The sequence below is a fragment of the Streptomyces gobitricini genome (assembly GCF_039532985.1).
Taxonomy (GTDB): domain Bacteria; phylum Actinomycetota; class Actinomycetes; order Streptomycetales; family Streptomycetaceae; genus Streptomyces; species Streptomyces gobitricini.
Genome location: NZ_BAAASR010000020.1, coordinates 52,446 through 73,355 on the forward strand (window position 1 = coordinate 52,446; position 20,910 = coordinate 73,355).

The 20,910-nt window shown below is 72.9% G+C and carries 18 protein-coding genes; 11 read left to right on the forward strand and 7 right to left on the reverse strand.

Going from position 1 to position 20,910, the window contains the following annotated elements; all coding sequences use genetic code 11:
- Positions 1-37 precede the first annotated feature (37 nt).
- Both ABD347_RS18750 and ABD347_RS18755 read right to left on the reverse strand, forming a co-directional pair.
- Positions 38-1,792, reverse strand: coding sequence for an MFS transporter (locus ABD347_RS18750; RefSeq protein ID WP_344362704.1), 1,755 nt, complete (start codon positions 1,790-1,792; stop codon positions 38-40).
- A gap of 97 nt (positions 1,793-1,889) precedes the next feature.
- Complete coding sequence (locus ABD347_RS18755) at positions 1,890-2,918, reverse strand: CaiB/BaiF CoA transferase family protein (RefSeq protein ID WP_344362706.1); 1,029 nt, start codon at positions 2,916-2,918, stop codon at positions 1,890-1,892.
- Positions 2,919-3,137: 219 nt separating this feature from the next.
- Between ABD347_RS18755 and ABD347_RS18760 the strand changes: the two genes are divergently transcribed.
- The 6 genes from ABD347_RS18760 (at position 3,138) to ABD347_RS18785 (ending at position 9,953) form a co-directional block, all read left to right on the forward strand.
- Positions 3,138-4,283, forward strand: a complete 1,146-nt coding sequence (locus tag ABD347_RS18760) for an epoxide hydrolase family protein (protein WP_344362709.1) — start codon at positions 3,138-3,140, stop codon at positions 4,281-4,283.
- Positions 4,284-4,285: 2 nt separating this feature from the next.
- A complete protein-coding gene (locus tag ABD347_RS18765) occupies positions 4,286-5,578 on the forward strand; it encodes a cytochrome P450 (protein ID WP_344362711.1) in 1,293 nt (430 codons plus the stop codon).
- A complete protein-coding gene (locus ABD347_RS18770) occupies positions 5,575-6,597 on the forward strand; it encodes a zinc-binding dehydrogenase (RefSeq protein ID WP_344362714.1) in 1,023 nt (340 codons plus the stop codon). The genes ABD347_RS18765 and ABD347_RS18770 overlap by 4 nt, the downstream gene beginning before the upstream one ends.
- A gap of 85 nt (positions 6,598-6,682) precedes the next feature.
- Positions 6,683-7,795 (forward strand): winged helix DNA-binding domain-containing protein, encoded by a 1,113-nt coding sequence (locus ABD347_RS18775; protein WP_344362716.1) that lies wholly within the window; start codon positions 6,683-6,685, stop codon positions 7,793-7,795.
- 113 nt (positions 7,796-7,908) lie between these two features.
- On the forward strand, positions 7,909-8,673 hold the full coding sequence (locus tag ABD347_RS18780; RefSeq protein ID WP_344362718.1) for an SDR family NAD(P)-dependent oxidoreductase: 765 nt from the start codon (positions 7,909-7,911) through the stop codon (positions 8,671-8,673).
- A gap of 50 nt (positions 8,674-8,723) precedes the next feature.
- The gene (locus tag ABD347_RS18785) at positions 8,724-9,953 is read left to right on the forward strand and encodes a cytochrome P450 (RefSeq protein ID WP_344362720.1); all 1,230 of its coding nucleotides are present in this window, start codon (positions 8,724-8,726) and stop codon (positions 9,951-9,953) included.
- Between the two features lie 66 nt (positions 9,954-10,019).
- Here the strand turns inward: ABD347_RS18785 and ABD347_RS18790 are convergent, their stop codons facing one another.
- Together ABD347_RS18790 and ABD347_RS18795 are read right to left on the reverse strand one after the other, a co-directional pair.
- Positions 10,020-11,456 carry an alpha/beta fold hydrolase gene (locus ABD347_RS18790; RefSeq protein ID WP_344362723.1) on the reverse strand — a complete coding sequence of 479 codons (1,437 nt, stop codon included), beginning with the start codon at positions 11,454-11,456 and terminating at the stop codon, positions 10,020-10,022.
- An 18-nt stretch (positions 11,457-11,474) separates the two neighbouring features.
- Positions 11,475-12,968 carry a DHA2 family efflux MFS transporter permease subunit gene (locus tag ABD347_RS18795; RefSeq protein ID WP_344362726.1) on the reverse strand — a complete coding sequence of 498 codons (1,494 nt, stop codon included), beginning with the start codon at positions 12,966-12,968 and terminating at the stop codon, positions 11,475-11,477.
- A 151-nt stretch (positions 12,969-13,119) separates the two neighbouring features.
- On the opposite strand from ABD347_RS18795, the gene ABD347_RS18800 reads away from it, so the two are divergent.
- The 4 genes from ABD347_RS18800 (at position 13,120) to ABD347_RS18815 (ending at position 16,159) form a co-directional block, all read left to right on the forward strand.
- The gene (locus ABD347_RS18800; RefSeq protein ID WP_344362729.1) at positions 13,120-13,443 is read left to right on the forward strand and encodes a 2Fe-2S iron-sulfur cluster-binding protein; all 324 of its coding nucleotides are present in this window, start codon (positions 13,120-13,122) and stop codon (positions 13,441-13,443) included.
- A complete protein-coding gene (locus ABD347_RS18805; RefSeq protein WP_344362732.1) occupies positions 13,443-14,702 on the forward strand; it encodes an NAD(P)/FAD-dependent oxidoreductase in 1,260 nt (419 codons plus the stop codon). The genes ABD347_RS18800 and ABD347_RS18805 overlap by 1 nt, the downstream gene beginning before the upstream one ends.
- Complete coding sequence (locus tag ABD347_RS18810) at positions 14,695-15,231, forward strand: hypothetical protein (RefSeq protein WP_344362734.1); 537 nt, start codon at positions 14,695-14,697, stop codon at positions 15,229-15,231. The genes ABD347_RS18805 and ABD347_RS18810 overlap by 8 nt, the downstream gene beginning before the upstream one ends.
- A 154-nt stretch (positions 15,232-15,385) precedes the next feature.
- The gene (locus tag ABD347_RS18815; RefSeq protein ID WP_344362736.1) at positions 15,386-16,159 is read left to right on the forward strand and encodes a VOC family protein; all 774 of its coding nucleotides are present in this window, start codon (positions 15,386-15,388) and stop codon (positions 16,157-16,159) included.
- A gap of 612 nt (positions 16,160-16,771) precedes the next feature.
- On the opposite strand, the gene ABD347_RS18820 is transcribed toward ABD347_RS18815, so the two are convergent.
- From ABD347_RS18820 to ABD347_RS18830, 3 genes are all read right to left on the reverse strand, one after another.
- The gene (locus ABD347_RS18820) at positions 16,772-17,992 is read right to left on the reverse strand and encodes a cytochrome P450 (protein WP_344362739.1); all 1,221 of its coding nucleotides are present in this window, start codon (positions 17,990-17,992) and stop codon (positions 16,772-16,774) included.
- A 175-nt stretch (positions 17,993-18,167) separates the two neighbouring features.
- Entirely contained in the window at positions 18,168-19,355 is a 1,188-nt protein-coding gene (locus ABD347_RS18825) for an acyl-CoA dehydrogenase family protein (protein WP_344362741.1), read from the reverse strand.
- Entirely contained in the window at positions 19,352-19,843 is a 492-nt protein-coding gene (locus ABD347_RS18830) for an SRPBCC family protein (RefSeq protein ID WP_344362744.1), read from the reverse strand. Before ABD347_RS18830 ends, ABD347_RS18825 begins: the two co-directional genes overlap by 4 nt.
- Before the next feature lie 261 nt (positions 19,844-20,104).
- Here ABD347_RS18830 and ABD347_RS18835 point away from each other — a divergent pair, with 261 nt between their 5' ends.
- On the forward strand, positions 20,105-20,890 hold the full coding sequence (locus ABD347_RS18835; protein ID WP_344362746.1) for an SDR family NAD(P)-dependent oxidoreductase: 786 nt from the start codon (positions 20,105-20,107) through the stop codon (positions 20,888-20,890).
- The last annotated feature ends 20 nt before the right edge of the window (positions 20,891-20,910 follow it).

Here is a 20,910-nt window from a genome sequence, read left to right on the forward strand (position 1 = left end):
CGTCCGGTCCCGCCGCGCCGGAGCGGGGGTGGCGGGGTCAGGCCACCGTGGCCTGCTCGGCCTCGGGCGCCGCCTCGCCCTCCTGGCGCAGCCTGCGGGGAATGGCGAACATCAGCAGGAACACCACCGCGGTGACGCCGATGAACACCCACAGGAGCGTCTGGAAGCTGGCCGCGAAGGAGGTGCCGGTGGCGTCCTCCTGGTAGCCGGCCAGGACCGAGGCGACCTTCTGGTCCTGCAGCGGTGCCACGGTGCAGCTCTCCGGGACCGTGGTGAGGTCCTTCTCACCGGCGCGGTCCACGGAGCAGGTCCGGTAGGCGGCGGCGATGGTCTCCGCCTCGCCGGGGGTGACCCCGGCGGTGGCGACCAGGTCCTGGCGCAGCTGCGGGATCTGCTGGTCCACCCCGGCACCGGTGTTGCCGGCGAGCCCTCCGAAGAAGACCACGCTCACCAGCGCACCGCCGATGGCGAAGCCGAGCTGGGTGTTGGTGTTCACCAGGCCGGACGCGGAACCGGCGTCCTTGTGCGGTACCTCGGAGGTCACGATCAGCGGCAGCGGGGTGGCCACCGTGCCGAAGCCCAGACCGATCAGGAACAGCGGGATGACCAGGTGCCAGGAGGTGACGTCGCTGCCGTACTCGCCGGCCACCCAGATGTACGAGCCGAGGCCAGCGACCAGGACGACCGCGCCCACCTGCATGGCCTTGCGGCCGAACTTGGGAACCAGGACCATCACCGACGTGGTGGCGGTGAGGAAGGCGCCGATGCAGAAGGGCAGGCTGGTGAGGCCGGCGCGCATCGGGGACCAGCCCTGACCGATCTGCATGTACAGCGTCCAGCCGATGGTGAACATGCCCATGCCGATGTAGAAGATCAGGTTCACGGCGAGGCCGGAGGAGAAGCTGCGGGTGCGGAACAGGCCGAGCTCGACGAGCGGCGAGCCGTCCTTGCGGGCCTTGCGGCGCTGCCAGGCGACGAACCCGAGGAGCACGGGCAGCGACGCGATCATGGAGGCGTACCCCCACGCCGGCCAGCCCAGCTCGCGGCCCTGGAGCAGCGGGTAGACGAGCATGACCAGACCGCCGGTGGCCAGGACGAGACCCAGCATGTCGAGCCTGAGGGCCTGCGGCGCCTTGGACTCGGTGATCACCTTTGAGCCGTACAGCAGACCGAGAAGACCGATCGGCACGTTGATCAGGAAGATCAGCCGCCAGCTGAGGCCGAAGAGGTCCCACTCGACCATCAGACCACCCAGAGCGAGGCCCAGGGTGGCGGCGAGACCGCCGACCAGGCCGTGCAGGGCGAACGCCGTACCGCGCTCCTTGTCGGAGAACGTCACGTGGATGATCGAGAGCACCTGAGGCACCATGATGCCGGAGAAGGCTCCCTGGAGGACGCGCGAGATCACCAGCTGCCAGGGCTCCTGCGCGAGACCCGCCGTCAGCGAGGTCAGCGTGAAGCCGGCGACGCCGATGAGGAACATCCTCTTGCGTCCGAAGATGTCACCCAGCCGCCCGCCCAGGATCAGGGTGAGGGCGAAGGCGAGCTGGTACCCCACCAGGACCCACTGGATGGCCGAGTAGCCGGCCGCCAGCTCCTGCTGCATCGAGGGCGCCGCCACATTGGCGATCGTGCCGTCCAGCAGATCCATGAAGGCGGACACGAGCAGAACCAGCAGGGCCGCCCAGCGCATGGGGTCGAGCTTCACCGTGTCGGCCGCCGCGTCCGCGCCCGTCGTTAACCTCTCCACCTCCGTCTCCACGGACGGTGCCTGCTCGGACGAAATAGCCATGGTGTACCTCTCTGATACTTGGGGGGGTATCGGGTCCCGGGGGGAAACCGGCGGACCGGCCGAAGGCCGTGAGCGTCGATACGCAGGATGACGGCGGTCAGTGGAGTTCCGCTGGAGTGCGGCTGAAGCGGGGAGCGGGGGCGGCGGGACGGCTGCCGCGCGCCCGGTGGTGGGGGTGCGCGGCGGCCTCCGTCACCGTCAGCACGGGTGTCACGCACGCCTCGCCGGCCTCGAACCGGCGGGCCCAGGTGTCACGGTCGTGGCCCAGGAAGCGGTTGGCGAACAGCCTGCGCAGAGCGGGCCACTCGGTGGGGTCGTCACGATCCGGCACCGCGGCCGGGTCGAGGTCCAGACCGTGCAGCAGGGCCGCGTAGAAGCGGTCCTCCAGCGCGCCGACCGCCACGTACCCGCCGTCCGCGCAGGCGTAACAGGTGTAGAACGGGGCCCCGCCGTCCAGCAGGTTGACCCCGCGCGCCTCCCGCCACGCGCCGGCGCCCGTCATCGCGACCACCATGCCGAGCAGGGCGTTGGTGCCGTCGACGATCGCCGCGTCCACCACCTGGCCGCGCCCGGACGTCTGCCGTTCGTACAGCGCGGCCAGCACGCCCGCGACGAGGAACATCGCGCCGCCGCCGAAGTCGCCCAGCAGGTTCACCGGCGGAACCGGAGGGCCGCCCGCCTCGCCGACGGCTGCCAACGCGCCCGTCAGGGCGAGGTAGTTGATGTCGTGTCCGGGGGTCCGGGCGAGCGGGCCGTCCTGCCCCCAGCCGGTCATACGGGCGTAGACCAGCCCGGGGTTGCGCTCCAGGCACACGTCCGGGCCGATCCCGAGCCGCTCCGCCACACCCGGCCGGAAACCCTCGACCAGCACGTCGGCACCGGCCACCAGGTCCAGCAGCGCGGCGGCACCCGCCGGGTCCTTCAGGTCGAGGGCCGTCGAGCGCCTCCCCCGGTCCAGCACCCGGTGCCACTCGGCGAACGACCGCCGGCCGTCCGCGCGGTCGACCCGCAGGACGTCGGCCCCGAGGTCGGCGAACATCATGCAGGCGAAGGGCACGGGGCCGATCGCGGCCAGCTCCACGACCTTCAGCCCGTGCAGCGGCCCGGTGGCGCCGGGTTGCGTCATCGAAAGGCTCCTCACTCGTCACGGCACGTCACGTCACGTCACGGCACGGCACGGCACGGCACGTGCGCACGGTGGGGGTGGTCGCTCGCGTTCCGCTCGCACACCGGTCGGTCCGCGGGGGCCGCCCCGCCGGACAGACGGCTGTTCGACCCCGCCTCGAGCGCGGATCCCTAGCGTGCGGTGGCACCCAGCCTTCGGCAGCACAGGAGGAGCTCACCCATGAGTACCGCGCTCACGCCCTTCAGGGCCGGGATCCCCGACGCGGATCTCGCCGACCTCAAGGACCGTCTCGCGCGCACCCGGTGGCCGGAGGCGGAGACCGTCGACGACTGGTCGCAGGGCGTGCCGCTCGACCACCTCCGTGACCTGGCCGCGTACTGGCGCACCTCCTACGACTGGCGGGCGACCGAGGCGCGGCTGAACGCCGTGCCGCAGTTCCGTACCGAGATCGACGGGCTGGGCATCCACTTCCTGCACGTACGCTCCCCCCACCCGGGTGCCGTGCCGTTGCTGCTCAGCCACGGCTGGCCCGGCTCGGTGATCGAGTTCCTCGACCTGATCGGCCCGCTGACCGATCCGGACGACCCGGCGGACGCCTTCCACGTGGTGTGCCCCTCCCTCCCCGGGTACGCCTTCAGCGACAAGCCGGCGGCCACCGGGTGGACGGTGGAGCGCACCGCGGCGGCGTGGGCGCGGCTGATGGCGCGGCTCGGCTACGAGCGGTACGCGGCGCACGGCGTCGACTGGGGCTCCTTCGTCACCGGCGCCCTGGGCGGCATCGACGCGGAGCACCTGCTCGGCATCCACCTGGCGATGCCGTTCGCGAAGCCGCCGCAGGAGCAGGTGGCGCTCGACGAGCGGGACCTGGCGGGCCTCGCGGCGCTCAAGGAGTTCCAGCAGAACGAGGGGGGTTACTCGGCCCTCCAGTCCACCCGGCCGCAGACCCTCGGCTACGCGCTCACGGACTCACCGGTCGGCCAGCTGGCCTGGATCGTGGAGAAGTACTGGGCGTGGAGCGACCACGACGGCGACCTGGAGAAGGTCGTCCCGCGCGACCGGCTGCTGGACGTGGTGACGCTCGCGTGGCTGGCCGGCACGGCCGCGTCCTCCGCGCGGATCTACTGGGAGAGCCACAACAAGATGGCGCTCGGGCCGGTGGAGGTCCCCACGGCCTGCTCGGTGTTCCCGAAGGACGCGAGGATGCCCCGCGCCTGGTGCGAGCACCGGTTCACCGATCTCCGCCGCTGGACCGACCACGAGACGGGCGGTCACTTCCCCGCGCTGGAGCAGCCCGAGCTGCTCGTGGACGAGCTGCGCTCCTTCTTCCGCCCGCTGGCCCGGCCCTCCGGGACCGAGGGGGCCTGACGATGAACCACCGTCCGACCGCCCCGGCCGCCCCACTCGCCCCGGCGTGCCCGGCCGAGGGCGGCCTGGAGCTGCCCGAGTTCCCCTTCCCCGGGTCCAGCCACCGGGGCCCCGCGCCGCTCTTCGCCCGCCTGCGCGCCGAGCGGCCGGTGGTCCGGGTGGCGTGGCGGGGCGGCGGCCACGCCTGGCTGGTCACCCGTCACGAGGACGTGATCCGCGTGCTGGACGACCCCCGGTTCAGCCGGGCCGCGTCGTACGCGCCGGACGCCCCGCGGTTCAGCGGGCTCTTCCAGGCGCCGCCCGGCATGATCATCTCGCTGGACCCGCCGGACCACACCCGGCTGCGGGCCCTGGTAGAGCAGGCCTTCTCGCCGGAACGCGTCGAGGGGATGCGCCCCCGGGTGCGGGAGGTCGCGGGCCGGCTGCTGGACGAGCTGGAGAAGTCCGAGCCGGGGCCGGTCGATCTGGTGGCCGGGTTCGCGGCGCCGCTCGCGATGACGGTGATCTGCGAGCTCCTCGGGGTCCCCGAGGCCGACCGGGACCGGTTCCACGCCTGGGTACGGCAGTTCGCCGACGTGTCGGCGCCTCCGGAGCGGGCGGCGGAGGGCGGGGAGCAGCTGGGCGCGTACATCGCGGGACTGGTGGCCGCGAAGCAGGCCGAACCCGCCGACGACGTGCTGTCCGCCCTCATCGGGGCGAGTCTCGGTGACGGTGCGGACGGTGAGGACCGGCTCGGCTTCGACGAACTGGTGGGACTCGGATTCACGCTGCTGGGCGCCGGGTTCGACTCGTCCGCCGGCCAGATCGGCAACTTCACCGCCACGCTGCTGGCCCGCCACCGGGACGTGTGGCGCCGGCTGGGCGAGCACCCCGAGGAGATCCCGGTGGCGGTGGAGGAGTTGCTGCGCACGGTGAACCTCAACGGCAACGACACCTCCGGGCTGCCCCGGATCGCCACCGAGGACGTGGCCGTCGGCGGGGTGGTGATCCCCGCCGGTGAGGCGGTGTTCGTGGCCTTCCCGTCGGCCAACCGCGACGCCGCCGTCTTCCCCGACCCCGACCGCGCCGACTTCGGCCGGGCCGGCAACCCCCACCTCGCGTTCGGCCACGGCATCCACCGCTGTCTGGGGGCGCCGCTGGCGCGCCTGGAACTCGCGGTGGCGCTCCAGGAGCTGACCCGCCGCTTCCCCGGCGCGCGGCTCGCGGTCGGTGAGCACGAACTGATCTGGCGGGCCGGAGACGTGAACCACAACCTGCTCGCCCTTCCCGTCGAACTGTCAAGGAGCACCGCATGACCGTCGAACAGCTGCCGGCGACCAGCCGGGAGGTCCGGCTGGCCTCGTACCCGCGGGGCGAGGTCACCCTCGACCACTTCGAGCTCGGCGAGTCCGCCCTCGCCGAGCCGGGTGAGGGCGAGGTCGTCGTACGCAACGACTGGATGACCCTGGGCTCGGTGGCCCGCGACCAGATGAACCCGGACACCAAGCTGCCGATCCCGGTCTTCCAGCCGGGCATCGCCATGTGGGGCCGGACGGTCGGCACGGTCGTCCGGTCGAACAGCCCCGACCTGGCGGTCGGGGACCTGGTGGAGCACTTCTCCGGGTGGCGGGAGTACGCCGTGGGCTCCGCCCACGAGTTCTTCCGGCGCGACCGGGGCCTGCTGCCCGGTCCGGAGTACTTCCTGTCGCAGGGGCCGACGGCCTGGCACGGCATGGCCGGCACGGCGGACGTGCGCGAGGGCGACGTCGTGTTCGTGTCCGGCGCGACCAACGGCGTCGGCGCGCTGGCGGGGCAGATCGCCAAGCTGCGGGGCGCCAAGCGGGTCATCGGCAGCACCGGCTCCAAGGAGAAGATCGACTTCCTGGTGGACGAGCTGGGCTTCGACGCCGCCTTCGACTACCACGACGGCCCGGTGGCCGACCGGCTCGCCGAGCTGGCGCCCGACGGCCTCGACGTGGTCTTCGACAACGTCGGCGGGGAGCAGTTCGAAGCCGCGGTGCGGGTGGCCTCGCGCGGGGCGCGGTTCGCGCTGTGCGGGGCCCTGGCCGGGCAGCACGGCGACGGTGACGGGGGCAGCCCGCGCCTGCCCCTGATGTCGGTCATCACCAAGGACCTGACCCTGCGGGGCTTCGCCACGCTGCACACCCCGGACCAGATCGAGGACTGGAACGAGCGGTTCGGCGCGTGGCTGCGCGAGGAGCGGATCGTCTTCCCGCACACGGTCGTCGAAGGCGGGGTGCCCGCGCTGCCGGAGGCGTTCGTCGCGCTGATGGAGCGGCGCTACAGCGGCACCGTACTGGTCAGGCTGAGCTGAGCCCGCTCGGCCGTACGCTGCGGCGGTGCCCCGTGGAACGTCCCGGGGCGCCGCCGCTGTCACGCTTCAGGAAAGAGGGACGGTCATGACTCATGACACGGACGTGCTCGACCGGCGGGCACTGAACCGGGCCCTGCTGGCCCGCCAACTGCTGCTGGAACGCTCGCCGATGACCGCGTCGGAGGCGGTCGAGCACCTGGTCGGCATGCAGGCGCAGGCCCCGGACCCGCCGTACGTCGGCCTGTGGACCCGGCTGGCCGGCTTCCGTGTCGAGGACCTGTCGCGGCTCGTCTCCGACCGGGCTGCGGTGCGGCTGGTCCTGATGCGTGGCACCCTGCACCTGGTCACCGCGCGGGACTGCCTGCGGCTGCGGCCGGTGCTGCGCGGACCGCTGGAGCGGCAGCTTTCCGGCACCTTCGGCAAGCGGCTCACCGGCCTGGACCTCGCGGAGGTCGCCGCGCGCGGGCGTGAGCTGGTCGAGCAGGAGCCGCTCACCCTGGGAGTCCTGGGCTCCCGGCTCGCCGGCCACTTCCCCGACCGGGACCCGTTCGCGCTGGCCAACGCCGTGCGCAACCTCGAACCCCTCGTCCAGGTCCCGCCGCGCGGCCTGTGGGGCGAGAGCGGGCAGGCCGTGCACACCACCGCCGAGGCCTGGCTGGGCCGGCCCCTCGACGAGGACGACACGCCGGACGAGACCGTCCTGCGGTACCTGGCCGCGTTCGGTCCGGCGTCCGTGAAGGACGTGCAGACCTGGTCGGGCCTGACCCGGCTCACGGCGGTGGTGCGGCGGCTGGAGCCGCGGCTGCGTACCTTCCGCGACGAGAACGGTGTGCGGCTGTACGACCTGCCCGACGCCCCGCGTCCGGGCGGCGACACCCCGGCGCCGGTGCGGTACCTGCCCGACTTCGACAACATCCTGCTCTCGCACGCCGACCGGTCGCGGATCCTGACGGAGGAGCAGCGCAGGCGGGTCTTCACCCGTAACGGTCTGATCCGGCCGACCTTCCTCGTCGACGGTTTCGTCCACGGCATGTGGCGGCTGGAGCGCGGGCGCGGCTCGGCGGCCCTGGTACTGGAGCCGTTCTCCCCGCTGACCGGCGAGGTCCGTGCCGAACTGGTCGACGAGGGCCGGCGGTTGCTCGCCTTCGCCGCGGCCGGCTGCCCCTCGCACGAGGTGCGTTTCGACGACGGGGAGTGACCGGATCCGGCCCGCTCCCCGTCCGCTCGACCAGCGCCCCAGCCGGAGCCGGTGTACTGGCCCGTGGCTGGATCCGTCCGCCCGTCATACACCGGCCGAGAGAGGAAATCGCCATGCCGGACAAGCCTTTTGCCGAACGGACCGTCGTCGTCACCGGAGGGGGCACGGGCATCGGCCGGGCCACCGCGCTGGCCTTCGCCGGCCTCGGCGCCGGCGCCGTGGTCATCACCGGCCGCCGCAAGGAGCGCCTCGCCGAGGTGGCGGCGCTCCACCCGGCGATCGTGCCCGTCACCGCCGACGTCACCACCGAAGTGGGCGCCGACGCCGTCTCCGAGGCGGTACGGGAGCACGGCGGTACACTGGACGTCCTCGTGCACAACGCCGGTGTCTTCCGTTTCACTCCGCTGGCGGCGCTCGACGCGGGCACGGCCCGTGAGGTACTGGAGACCAACGTCCTCGGCCCCGTCCTGCTGACCACGCACCTGCTGCCGCTGCTGCGCGGTCCGGGCGGGCACATCGTCCTCATCTCCAGCCGGGGCGGCCACAACCCCGGCCCCGAGAGCTCGCTGTACTCCGCCAGCAAGGCAGCCGTGCACAGCTTCACCAGGAGCTGGGCGGCGGAGCTCGCCCCGCGGGGCATCCGCGTCAACGCCGTCGCCCCGGGCTTCGTCCGCACCGAGGCGTACGCCGCCAACGGGCTGTCGGACGAACAGGTCGAGGGGCTGTTCGCCGGGGTGACGCACTCCATCCCACTCGGCCGGATCGCCGAGGCCGAGGACATCGCCGCCTGGGTCACCCGTCTCACCGAGCAGTCCGACTCGCTGGTCACCGGGCAGATCCTCACCGTCGACGGCGGCATGGACATCGCCGGCCGCTAGCCCCGCCCGCCCCTCTCGCCCGATCCCTCATGAAACGGAAAGGACTCACCGTGACAACCAGTGCCATGGAGCCGGACGCCCTCACCGAGGCGGAGACCAAGACGTTCCCCTACGCGCGGCAGTGCCCGTTCACGCCGCCGAAGGAGTACGCCGAGATGATCGAGAAGGACGTCTCCCAGGTCACCCTGGACGGATCCGGCCTGCGCATCTGGACGGTCACCGGCTACCAGACCATACGGGAGCTGCTGACCGACCCCCGGCTCAGCGCCTCGCGCAAGCACGACAACTTCCCCTTCTACTTCGTCGCGCCGCCGGAGTACCGGACCGAGACGTCGTTCATCGGGTACGACGGCAAGGAACACAGCAACACCCGGCGCAAGGCCGCGCTCACCTTCACCAACCGCCAGGTGCAGCGGCTGCGGCCGCGTATCGAGGAGATCGTCGACGAGCACCTGGACAAGCTGCTGGCGATGGCGCCTCCCGCCGACTTCCACCGGGTCTTCTCGCTGGCGGTGCCGATGACGGTGATCTGCGAGCTGCTCGGCATCCCGCAGGACCAGCACGACTTCTTCATCAAGCACGGTACGGCGCTGCTCGGCGGCCACAGCTCCACCGAGGAACGGCAGGCGGCGATCGTCGAGGTCAACGCGTACATCAGCGACCTGATCCAGCAGAAGAAGGCCGAGCCGGGCGAGGACCTGCTCAGCCGGGCCATGGCCGACTACGAGGCCTCCGGCGAGGAGTACACCGACCGCGACCTGTTCAACATGGTCCGGCTGCTGATGAACGGCGGCCACGAGACCACGGCCAGTCAGATCTCGCTGGGCACCGCCTGCCTGCTGGAGAACCCCGACCAGCTCGAACTGCTGCGCGACGACCCGTCGCTGGTACGCCCGGCCGTCGAGGAACTCGTCCGCTTCGCCACCATCGGCGACACCGCCGTGCCACGGGTGGCCCTGGAGGACATCGAGATCGGTGGCCAGGTCATCCGGAAGGGCGACGGCATCCTGTGCCTCGGACTGGCCGCCAACCGTGACCCCGAGGTGTTCCCGGAGCCCGAGAAGCTCGACATCACCCGCGGCAGCCGCAAGCACCTGGGCTTCGGGCACGGGGTGCACCACTGCATCGGTGCGGACCTGGCCCGGCTGGAGCTGGAGATCGTGTGGAGCAAGCTGTTCCAGCGCGTCCCGACTCTGCGGCTCGCCAAGCCGTTCCTGGAGATCCCGCGCAAGGAAGGCGCCGTGATCTACGGGCTGTGGGAGCTGCCGGTCGAGTGGTGACCCGCTCGGCAGGACGAAGGCCCGGTACCGATCGGTACCGGGCCTTCTCGTCGTCGGCGGGACCGCTCAGGCGGCGTCCGCGGGGATGTCGGGCCGAGGCGTACGGCCCTGGCAGGAGGTGCGGGCGGGCGGCAGGTCGCCGTCCACCAGGTACCGGTGCACCAGCGCGTCGACGTGCGGGTTGCCGCCGAGGACGTACACCTCGTGCTCACCGGAGTCCTCGATGGTGAGCAGGTGGTGGCCGAGGCGTTCCGCCATGGCGACGCCTCCCGCGTAGTGGTCCATCGGGTCGCCGTCGGCCTGGACGACCAGGCCGGCCGGATAGCCGTCGCGGGTGATCACCGTGGGCGGCTCGGGGGCCTCGAAGGCGCGGAAGGCGCCCACCCACGGCTGGGCGCGGAGCACTCCGTAGCCGTAGGGGAACCGCTTACGGAAGTCGCGCATGTCCTGGTAGTAGACCTCCAGGTCGGCCGGCCAGGCGTGCTCCAGGGTGATCGCCTCCAGCACACCGCACCGGAGGTCTCCCTCGCTGTCACCGGGCCGCCAGGTGCCCTGCTGCGAGAGCAGCCCCCGGCACGCGTCGCCGGCGCCGTCGCCGCCCGTGCCGGCCGTCTCGCGCAGCCGGCCGACGAGGATGCCCAGCTCGGTCCACTGGCCCCGGTCGGCGGCGCGGTTGCCCACGGCGCCGTCGAACAGGGTGCGCAGCTGCGCCCCGTGGCTCAGCCCCTCCAGGAGGGTGACCACCTCCTCCACCGTGACGAGGACCTCCGCGGCGGAGGTGCCCAGCCCGAAGTGGCCGTGCCGCTCACCGGTCCAGGCGGCCCACCGGTCGACGTTGCGCTGCACGGCGTCGCCCTGCCACAGGAACTGTTCGCGCCAGGTCCAGTCGGGGTTGACGCACGAGTCGAGGACGCTGCGGTCCAGGTGCTCGGGGAACATGCTGCCGTACACGGCGCCGACGTAGGCGCCGTACGCGTACCCCACGAAGGTGAGCTTCTCCTCGCCGAGGGCGGCGCGGACGACGTCCATGTCGCGGGCCGTGTTGCGGGTGCTGATGTGCGGGCGCAGCTCGCCGCCCGCCCGCGCGCACGCCTCCTCCCGCAGCCGCATGTCCTCGGCGAGGGCCGCGAAAGCCGAGTCGGGCGGCCGGGAGTCGAACGGCGCGCCCGGTACGGTCACTTCGGCGTGCAGGGGGGTGGAGGCGCCCGTCCCGCGCGGGTCGAAGCCGATCAGGTCGTACACCTCGTGCAGGGGGGTGCCCGCGTACTTGTCGGGCAGCGCGCGGCCGTGTCCCCAGTCGCCGCCGGGTCCCCCGTTGACCGCCAGCAGGATGCCGCGCCGCCGCTCGGGGGCGGTGGCGCGGCGGCGGCTGAGGGCGAGCGTGATCCGCTCGCCCCCGGGGTCGGCGTAGTCGCGGGGCACCTCGATCGTGGCGTACTCGAGGGTGTCGTCGTGCGGCGCGGGCGACCACTGCGGCCGTTGGGTGCGGAACTCGTTGACCACCGCGAACCTCCGTTCTCGTCAGGGGGCCAGCCTCTCGGTGTCGCCTCGAGACGCTCTGGACCGCTCCCTGACCGGTACGGCCAGGGCGGCCACCGCCCCCGCCGCGGCGAAGAGGGCCGCGCCGGTCAGCGCCGTCCCGTACCCGGAGGCGAGGGCGTCGGGGGACGCGGTCCCGCCCGCGCCGGTGCCGTCGATGCGGGCGGTGGAGAGGGCGGCGAGGGTCACCAGGCCCACGGCGCTGCCCAGTTGGCGGGTCGTGTTGAGCAGCCCGGACGCCAGCCCGGCCTGGTGCGCGGGCAGGCCGGCGGTGGCCGCGTTGGTCGTCGCGTTGAGGACGGCGCCCATGCCGAAGCCGAGGAGCAGCACCGGACCGAGCACGTCGGCGGTGTACGAGGCGCCCGCGTCCGTCCGGGACAGCCACAGCAGTCCCGCGCTGGAGAGGACGAGGCCGCCGATCAGCACGGGCCGGGGGCCGCTGCGGGGCACCACGGACGCGATGCCCCAGCCGCCGAGTGCGATGCCCAGGGACAGCGGCAGGTAGCCGAGTCCGGTCTGCAGGGGGCTGTAGTGGAGGACCTGCTGGAGCAGCAGGGTGAAGAAGTAGAAGGTGCTGAAGAGGGCCGCGATGCCGAAGAAGGCCACGAGGTTGGCGGCGGCGACCGCGCGGTTGCGGAAGATCCCGAGCGGGACCAGCGGGTGCTTCGCGAACCTGGCCTGGATCAGGACGAACACGGCGAGCAGGGCCGCGCCGCCCAGCAGCGGCCCGAGGACGCGTACCGAGCCCCAGCCGTGCACGTGCGCCTCGGACACGCCGTGGACGGCGGCCATCAGGCCCAGGGTCACCGTCACCGCGCCGGGTACGTCGAGGGTGCGCCGCTCCTGCCGGGCCGGGGACTCGGGCACCACCCAGCACACGGCGGCGAGGAGCGCGATGCCGATGGGCAGGTTGATCAGCAGGATCCACCGCCAGGAGAAGAACTCGGTGATGACACCGCCGAGCAGTACCCCGACCGCGCCGGCGGCCCCGGAGACCGCGCTCCACCAGCCGAACGCCTTGGCGCGGGCGGCGGGCCGGGTGAACGTGGTTCCGAGGACGGTGAGGGTGGCCGGTGCCATGACCGCCGCTCCCAGGCCCTGGAAGGCGCGGGCGAGGACGAGGGTGGCGGGGTCGTCCGCCGCTCCCCCGACGGTGCTGGCGAGGGTGAAGAGCGCGACACCGCACAGGAAGATCCTGCGCTGCCCGAACAGGTCGGCGAGGCGGCCGCCGAGCAGCAGGAACCCGCAGACGACCACGGTGTAGGCGTTGTTGACCAGTTGCAGGTTGTGCCGGTCGAAACGCAGGTCCTCGGCGATGACCGGCAGGGCCACGTTCACCACCGAGGCGTCCAGCACGTTCATGAACTGGCCCAGGCAGCAGGCGACCAGCACGAGCCGGAGTCGGCTGCCGGTCGGGGCGCGGGGGGCGGGCGGGGCGGGCGGGGCGGCCGTGTTCGGCGTCCGGGCAGCAGTCATGGCGGCACGCTGCGCGCGGCCGATCGAACCGCGATAGCGGTCGGGTCGAGCCGTCCCCCGTTTCCAGGGCTCCTCCACCGCGCCCCCAGGGGGCGTCGTCACAGTCCTGGCCGTATCTCCGCCAGCCGGTCGACACTCCAGAGGAGAGCGCATGGCCAAGATCACGTACAAGCATCCGAGCGGCACCGTCACCATCGTCGATGTCGAGGCGCCCAACACGGTCATGCGTGGTGCGAAGCTGAACAACGTCGAGGGCATCGAGGCCCAGTGCGGCGGGTCCGCCCAGTGCGGCACCTGCCACGTCTACATCGACGAGGCGAACGAACTGCCGTTGCCCGAGATGGACTCCGTCGAGGACGACGTCCTGTACGGCACGGCCTGCGAGCGCACCGACCGCAGCCGGCTGAGCTGCCAGCTGCCGGTGACGGAGGCGATCGACGGGCTCGTCGTGCACCTGCCGGAGGCGCAGAGCTGATGGGCCCGCGAGGAGTCGTCGTCATCGGCGCGGGCCAGGGCGGGCTCGACACCGCCGCGGCACTGCGCGGGCGCGGATACCGCGGCCGGATCACGCTGGTCGGGGACGAACCCGGACTCCCCTACCAACGGCCGCCCCTGTCGAAGGGGTTCCTGGCGGGGGACGCGACCGCCGGGGACCTCGAACTGCGCCCGCGCGCCTTCTTCGCCGCCCAGGACATCGAACTGGTGTCGGGGACCCGGGCGGCGAAGATCGACCGGGAGCGGCGGACCGTCCTCCTGGAGACGGGCACGGCCCTGCCGTACGACAGTCTCGTCCTGGCCACCGGCGCCCGTCCGCGCACGCTGCCCGTGCCGGGCGCGGTGTCGCTCTCCGGTGTGCTGACGCTGCGCGGTCTCGCCGACGCCGAGGACCTGCGGAAGCGGCTGACCGGCCCGCCGCGCCGGCTCGTGGTGATCGGCGCCGGGTTCATCGGGCTCGAACTCGCCGCGACCGCCCGCGGACTCGGCCACGAGGTGACGGTGGTGGAGGCGCAGTCCCGCGCGCTGGCCCGCGCGCTCACTCCGCTGATGTCGGCGCGCCTGGTCGCCGAGCACGTCGGCGCGGGCGTCCGCGTGCTGCTGAGCCGCGAGGTGACCGCCCTGTGGGGGGACTCCGCCGGCCGGGTGGAGGTGGTGGAGCTCGACGGCGCGGAACGCGTCCCCGCCGACCTGGTGGTCGTCGGCATCGGCGTGCTGCCGAACACCGAGCTCGCGTCCCTCGCCGAACTGCAGGTCGGTGACGGCATCGTCGTCGACGCCCGGCTGCGGACGGACGACCCCGACATCTACGCGCTGGGCGACTGCGCCCGCTTCCCCAGCCCGCACACGGGCCGCCACATCCGTCTGGAGTCGGTGCAGAACGCCGCCGACCAGGCCAAGGTCGTCGCCGCGGGGATCTGCGGCGACCGCGTGCCCTACACGGCCGTTCCCTGGTTCTGGTCGGAGCAGTACGGCCTGCGGCTGCAGATGGCCGGACTGACGGCGGGGCACGACGAGGCCGTCACCGTGGGCGACCCGGACGGTGGCCGCTTCTCCGTCCTCTGCTTCCGCCAGGGCCGGCTGATCGGCGCGGAGTCGGTGAACCGGCCCGCCGACCACGGCATCGCCCGGCGCCTGCTCGCCAACGGTACGGAGCTGACGGCCGACGACGTACGGCGGCCGGGCTTCGACCTCAAGACCCATGTCCGAAGACCACAGGAAAGGCTCTCCCATGCGTAACACGACCCTCGTCCCGTCCGCCCGGAACGGCCGCCGCTCCCTGCGCGCCATCGGTGTCTGGCTCGCCATGACGGTGGCCCTGGTCGGCGCCGGGACCGCCACGGCGACGGCCACGCCCGAGGCCGAGAAGCGGCAACCGGGCCTCGCGGGGACCTGGGAGACCGAGGTGACCATAGGCACCGGGCCCGACGCGGCGAGAGCCGTCTCGCGGTTCACGTTCGCCCCGGACCACACCCTCACCACCGACGGCGCACCGGACGGCAACGGCGACCGCGAGTACCCGGGCAGTGGTTACTGGACCACCCGGCCGGACGGCTCCTTCTCGTTCTACATCACCCACGACGGCCCGGAGGAGGCCGCCGAAGGGGTGTTCCCGGGCACGGTCCACGCCGTCCACATGGGCCATCTGAAGGGCGACAAGTTCAGCACGACGGCCGTCGCCTTCACCAAGAACGAGAAGACCGGTGTCCTGCTGGGCCCCGTCACCGTCAGCAGCTCCGCCACCCGGGTGTCCGCCACGGCCCGCTGACGTCCGGCCTCCCCTCCTCCCCCACCGCGCGCCCGTGTGGCCGCTCCTCACGAGCGGCACGCGGGCGCCGCTCGTCCGGGACTCGAGAGGCCGCGGATACGGTGCGGACGACCGTGACGACGTGTACCGCGTACGCGACCGAGAGAGGCAGGACATGACCTCGTTCGATGCTGGAACCCCCTGCTGGGTGGACCTGACCGTGGCCGACCTGGAGGCGGGCAAGCGCTTCTACGCCGAGCTGTTCGGCTGGACGTTCGAGGCCGGTGCGGAGGCGTTCGGCGACTACACGCCGGCGCTCAAGGACGGCAAGAACGTGGCGGCGCTCGCGCCCGCGCAGGGCGGCGCGCCCACCGCCTGGAACCTGTACTTCTCCACGCCCGACGTGGAGGCCCTCGCCCGCCGGATCGCGGAGGCGGGCGGCAAGGTGACCGGCGGACCGTTCCCCATCGCCGACGCGGGCAGCGTGCTCCAGGCCGTCGACCCCGGCGGTGCGGCCTTCGGCGCGTGGCAGCCCGGCACCCGCGCCGGCTTCGAGCTCCAGGGGGTGCCCGGCTCGTTCTTCTGGCCGGAGATCTACACCCGCGCCAAGGCGGACGTCGACCCCTTCTACGAGACGGTGTTCGGCTTCAACGGACAGCAGATCTCGGAGGGCACGGAGTTCGACTTCAAGCTGTGGTTCGCCCCCGGAGCCCAGCAGCCGACCGCCGGCCGTCTCCAGATGGGCGCGTTCGTCCCGGAGGAGGTCCCGGCGCACGCCCTGGTGTACTTCTCCGTCGAGGACACCGACGCGACGGTGGCCAAGGTCCGTGAACTGGGCGGCAGCGTGAGCCGTGAGCCCTCCGACAGCCCCTTCGGGCGCTCGGCGCTGGTCTCCGACGACCAGGGCGCGCGCTTCGCCGTGATGGGCCCCGTGAAGAACGCGGGCTGACCCACCGTCCCGGCGCACGACGGAGCCGGGCCCGGCCACCCGCGGGTGGCCGGGCCCGGCTTCTCGCGATCCGGCTCTCTTCGCGATCCGGTGCCGCCCGTGACCCGCCGGGTGCCACGGCCGGTCATCCGTGCCCGTGACCGACGCGTCACCCGCCCGCGGTCCGCCCGCTCGCCTCCGCCCGCGGTCCGTCCGGTCGCCGGGCCGCGTCGCCGCCGGCCGGCCGGCGTACGCCGGTCGTACGGGCCGGATGGCTCCGCCGGGGCCGCCCGGTGCGGCCCGTGCGGTGCGGCCCGTGCGGCCCGTGCGGTGCGGCCCGTGCGGTGCGGCCCGTGCGGTGCGGCCCGTGCGGTGCGGCCCGTGCGGGCCCGCCCGCGTACGCCGGTCGGTCCGGGGCGCCCCGGACCGTGGCGCCTGGCCGGTCGTGCCGGACCGGCCGTCGAGTCGGCCACCGCTCCGGCCACGTCGTTCGGGGGCGCCGCGAGGGATGTCGCGGCGCCCCCGGGGTGGCGCACCGGCCGGGGGTACGGGGGCGGGCGGCGGACCCGCACGACCGGGTGGCGCGCCGGGTGGGGCAGCCGCCCCGGGGGACCGGCCCGGGTGACGGAACGCTCACGCGCCCCAGGTGACCGGGAGGCTGGTGAGCGTGTGGTTGATCTCGCCGTTGTGCCAAGGCAGTTCGCTCTCCGGCACCGCGAGCCGCAGGTCGGGGAAGCGGCGTACCAGGCCGTCGAGGGCGATCTCCATCTCCATCCGCCCCAGGTGCTTGCCGAGGCAGTAGTGGACGCCGTGGCCGAAGGAGATGTGCGGGTTGTGCTCGCGGGCGAGGTCGAGCCGGTCGGCGTCCGGGAAGACGGTCTCGTCGCGGTTGGCGGAGGCGAGCGCGAGCAGGACCGCGTCGCCCTTCTCTATGGTCACCCCGCCGACCTCGATGTCCTCCGCCGCGATGCGCGGGAAGCCGGAGGTGTCGGTGGCGAACAGGTTGACGTGCCGCAGCAGTTCCTCGACCGCGGTGGGGATGCGGCCGCGGTCCTCGGCCAGCCACCTCCACTGCTCCCGGCCGTCCGCCAGCAGTGCCAGCACCGAGTTGGCGAGCTGGTTCGCCGTGGTGTCGAAACCGGCGCCGATGAGGGTGAAGCCGAAGGTGACCAGTTCGGGCTCGCTGAGCCGGTCGTCGTTGTCACGGGCCGCGATCAGCTCCGACAGCATGTCGTCGGTGGGGGTCGCCCGCTTGTCGGCGATCAGTCCGACGATGTACTCGCTCAGCTTCGCCAGGCCGTTCAGGGACTCCTCGCCGCCCGCCCGGTCGTCCACCGTGGCGAAGGCGCGCGCCCACTTCTCGAACTTGCGCAGGTCCTCCGAGGGCACCCCGAGCAGTTCACCGATGACGGTCAGCGGCAGCGGCAGCGCCAGCTGCTGCACGAGGTCGACGGTGCCGCCCTTGGCCTGCATGTCGTCGAGCAGCTCGTCGGTGACCTTCTGCACGTTGGCCCGCATACGCTCCACGCGGCGCAGCGTGAAGGCGCCGGCGACCAGCTTGCGCAGGCGGGAGTGCTCGGGCGAGTCCAGCGAAATGATCATCTCGGGCGTCGTGTGCATCGTTCCGCCGATGCGGGGCGCGCCGGGTCCGCAGGCCAGGGCGCGGCTGAGCCTCGGGTCCGCGGACAGCCGGCGCACGTCCTCGTACCGGGTGATCAGCCAGGCGTCCACACCGCCCGCCGTCGGGACCTTCACCACGGGCTGCTCCGCCCGCAGCTCCGCGTACCGCGGGGCGGGACCACGGTAGGTCGAGCCGGTGAGGGGGAAGACATCCGTCTCCTGAGGGGCAGTCATGGTGACACCTCCGCTTGGGCCGCTACAGTCACGCAGCACCCTAGGAACGGCCGATGGAGGCCAAGTCGGTCCTCCCTCGAGCCCTTCCCGGACCCGTGGGCGGACGCGCGTGTGAGGAGGGGGCGCCCCGGACCACGCTGTCCAGGACGCCCCCTCCCCCGCTCTGGGCCGCCGCTCAGTCCTCGGGGCCGAGCAGCACCGCGGCGTAGTTCTTCCGCGCGGCCGTGTCGTACTGCAGCGCGACGTGGCTGGTCGCCGAGGTGACGTCGCGCCAGAAGCGCTGGAGCGCCTGGCCCTCGCCCAGTCCGCCGGTCCCCGCGGCCCCGACCAGCAGGCCGAGGGCCTCCTGGAGGAGCTCGGCCGCGAAGGTGGCGTTGCGCTCGTTGCGGGCCATGTGCTCGGGCGTGAAGAGCCGCCCGTCGAGCACTCCGGCGTTCTCCAGGACGAGATGCCGGGCCGCGTCGATCCGGCCGGAGGCGCGGACCACTTTCAGCTCACCGGACTGGCCGCGCTTGCGGCCGGTGAGGGTGGCCGCCGCGGCCGACAGCGCGCCGGTGGCCGCTCCGACCACCGGGGCGATGAAGGTCAGCCCGCCGACCGCCTGGAAGGGGACGTTGTGGGCGGGCAGGCCCGAGACGGCGTTACGGCCGCTCAGCATGTCCGCGCGGTCGAACGACAGATGGTCGGGGACCCGGACGTCGTCCACGACGACGGTGTGACTGCCCGTGGCCCGCATGCCGACGCTGTCCCACGTCTCGCGCACGGTGTACGTGCCGCGGGGCAGTGCGAAGAACCGCATCTTCGGCGGGCCCTCCCCCGCGCCGGGCACGACGGCGCAGACCAGCGCCCAGTCGGCGAAGTCGATCCCGCTGACGTACGCCCACTGGCCGGTGAGGAGCCAGCCGCCGTCCGTGCGCCGGGCGCGGCCGACCGGCATCAGGGCGGTGGCGACCACCGTGTCCGGGCTGTCGCCCCACAGCGCGTGGTGCCCTTCCTCGGGCAGGTGGGCGGCGAACCGCGCGGAGTACGCGGACAGCGAGGCGCACCACGCGGTGGCCGCGCAGCCCTCGCCGGCCGTCATGACCGCGGACGTCAGCTCGGCGAACGAGCCCTCGCTGCCGCCCCAGCGGGAGGCGACGAAGTGCCGCGCGAAGCCGGCGTCCCGCAGCGCGTCGACGACCTCGCGGCGCAGGGCGCGGTCGGCGTCGGCGCCGGCGGCGTGCTCGGCGGCGAGGACGCGCACTTTCTCGGCGGCCAAGCCGAGGCCCGTGCCCGCGTTCCCGACGGCGGCCGGGCCGAGGTCCGTGCCCGCGTTCCCGACGGCGGCCGGGGCGGGGCGTGTCCCGTTCGCTATGCCGCTCATGGCCGGGGTCCGTTCGCGACGGCCTTGGCGAAGAGTTCCAGGGTCTCGCCGGGGCTCGGCCCGTCCAGCGCCTTGAAGATCCGCTCGGCGCCCTCGCCGTGCTTGTCCAGCTTGACGTGCGCCAGCGTCACGCGGGTGTGCTCCGCGTCGACGGCCTCGAAGTCGACCTCGATCTCGCTGGCCCGCTCGTCGTCCGGGATGGACTGCCAGTTGGGGTTGATGCGCCACGTCATGGCGAGCCGGCGGCCCGGCTCCCATTCGAGCACGCGGCCCCAGGCGATCTCGGTGCCGTCGACGTCCCACTCGTAGTAGCGGCCGCCGACGCCCGGTTCGAAGGCGAGACCGACCCGCTCCTTCTTGACCAGGATGTGGGTCGGGGGCCACCAGTCCTTGGGCCGCTCGGTGAAGACGGCGAAGCAGTGCTCTGGCGTGGCCGCCACGGTCACCGACTTCCGTACATCGGGAAGGGTCTGCTGCTGTTCGGGCACGGGGCCTCCTCGCTCGATCTCGCCGGGTGTCACCTGCTGCCGCCCGGTGTCCCGGGCATGTGGCGGTCCGGTCACGGTCCCCGGTCGCCGCACGGAACGCTCCCACGCTCGCGCCGGCCGCTAGGCCCCATGTCGAGTACCGCTCGAAGGGCCGTGCTCCGGTCCGTCTCCACCCGTCGTCGACGGGCGCCCGAGGCGGCCCGGTCACGGTCGTCCCCACCCAGAGCAGCACCACACGACCTAGGGGAACGGGAGAGCACCATGACACAGGCGGGACGACGGGTGGCCTTCGTCACCGGCGCGACCAGCGGGATCGGCCTCGCCGTCACCGAGCTGCTGGCCCGGCAGGGCATGGCGGTGTTCGGGGTGGCCCGCGGCGAGGAGAACGTGCGCACCATGGTCAAGCGGCTCCGGGAGGAGGGCCTGGAGGTCGACGGCGCGGTGTGCGACGTGACCTCCCTCGACCAGATACGTACCGCCGTCCGATCCGCGGTGGAGACGTACGGACGCATCGACGTCCTCGTGAACAACGCCGGCCGGGGCGGCGGCGGTGTCACGGCCGAGCTGGCGGACTCCGTATGGGACGACGTCATCGAGACGAACCTCAACGGCACCTTCCGTGTCACCCGTGAGGTGCTCAGCACCGGCCGGATGCGTGACGGTGACTGGGGCCGGATCATCAACATCGCCTCCACCGGGGGGAAGCAGGGCGTGGAGCTCGCCGCGCCGTACTCGGCCTCGAAGCACGGTGTGGTCGGCTTCACCAAGGCGGTGGGCAAGGAGCTCGCCAAGAGCGGCATCACCGTGAACGCCGTCTGCCCCGGCTACGTCGAGACGCCGATGGCGCAGCGGGTCCGTCAGGGGTACGCGGGCCACTACGGCGTCAGCGAGGAGGCGATCCAGGAGAAGTTCAACGGGAAGATCCCCCTGGGCCGCTACTCCACCCCCGAGGAGGTCGCGGGGCTGGTCGGCTATCTCGCCTCCGACCTCGCCGCGTCGATCACCGCCCAGGCGTTGAACGTCTGCGGCGGACTCGGCAACTACTGACCGTCCGCCGATTCCCACCC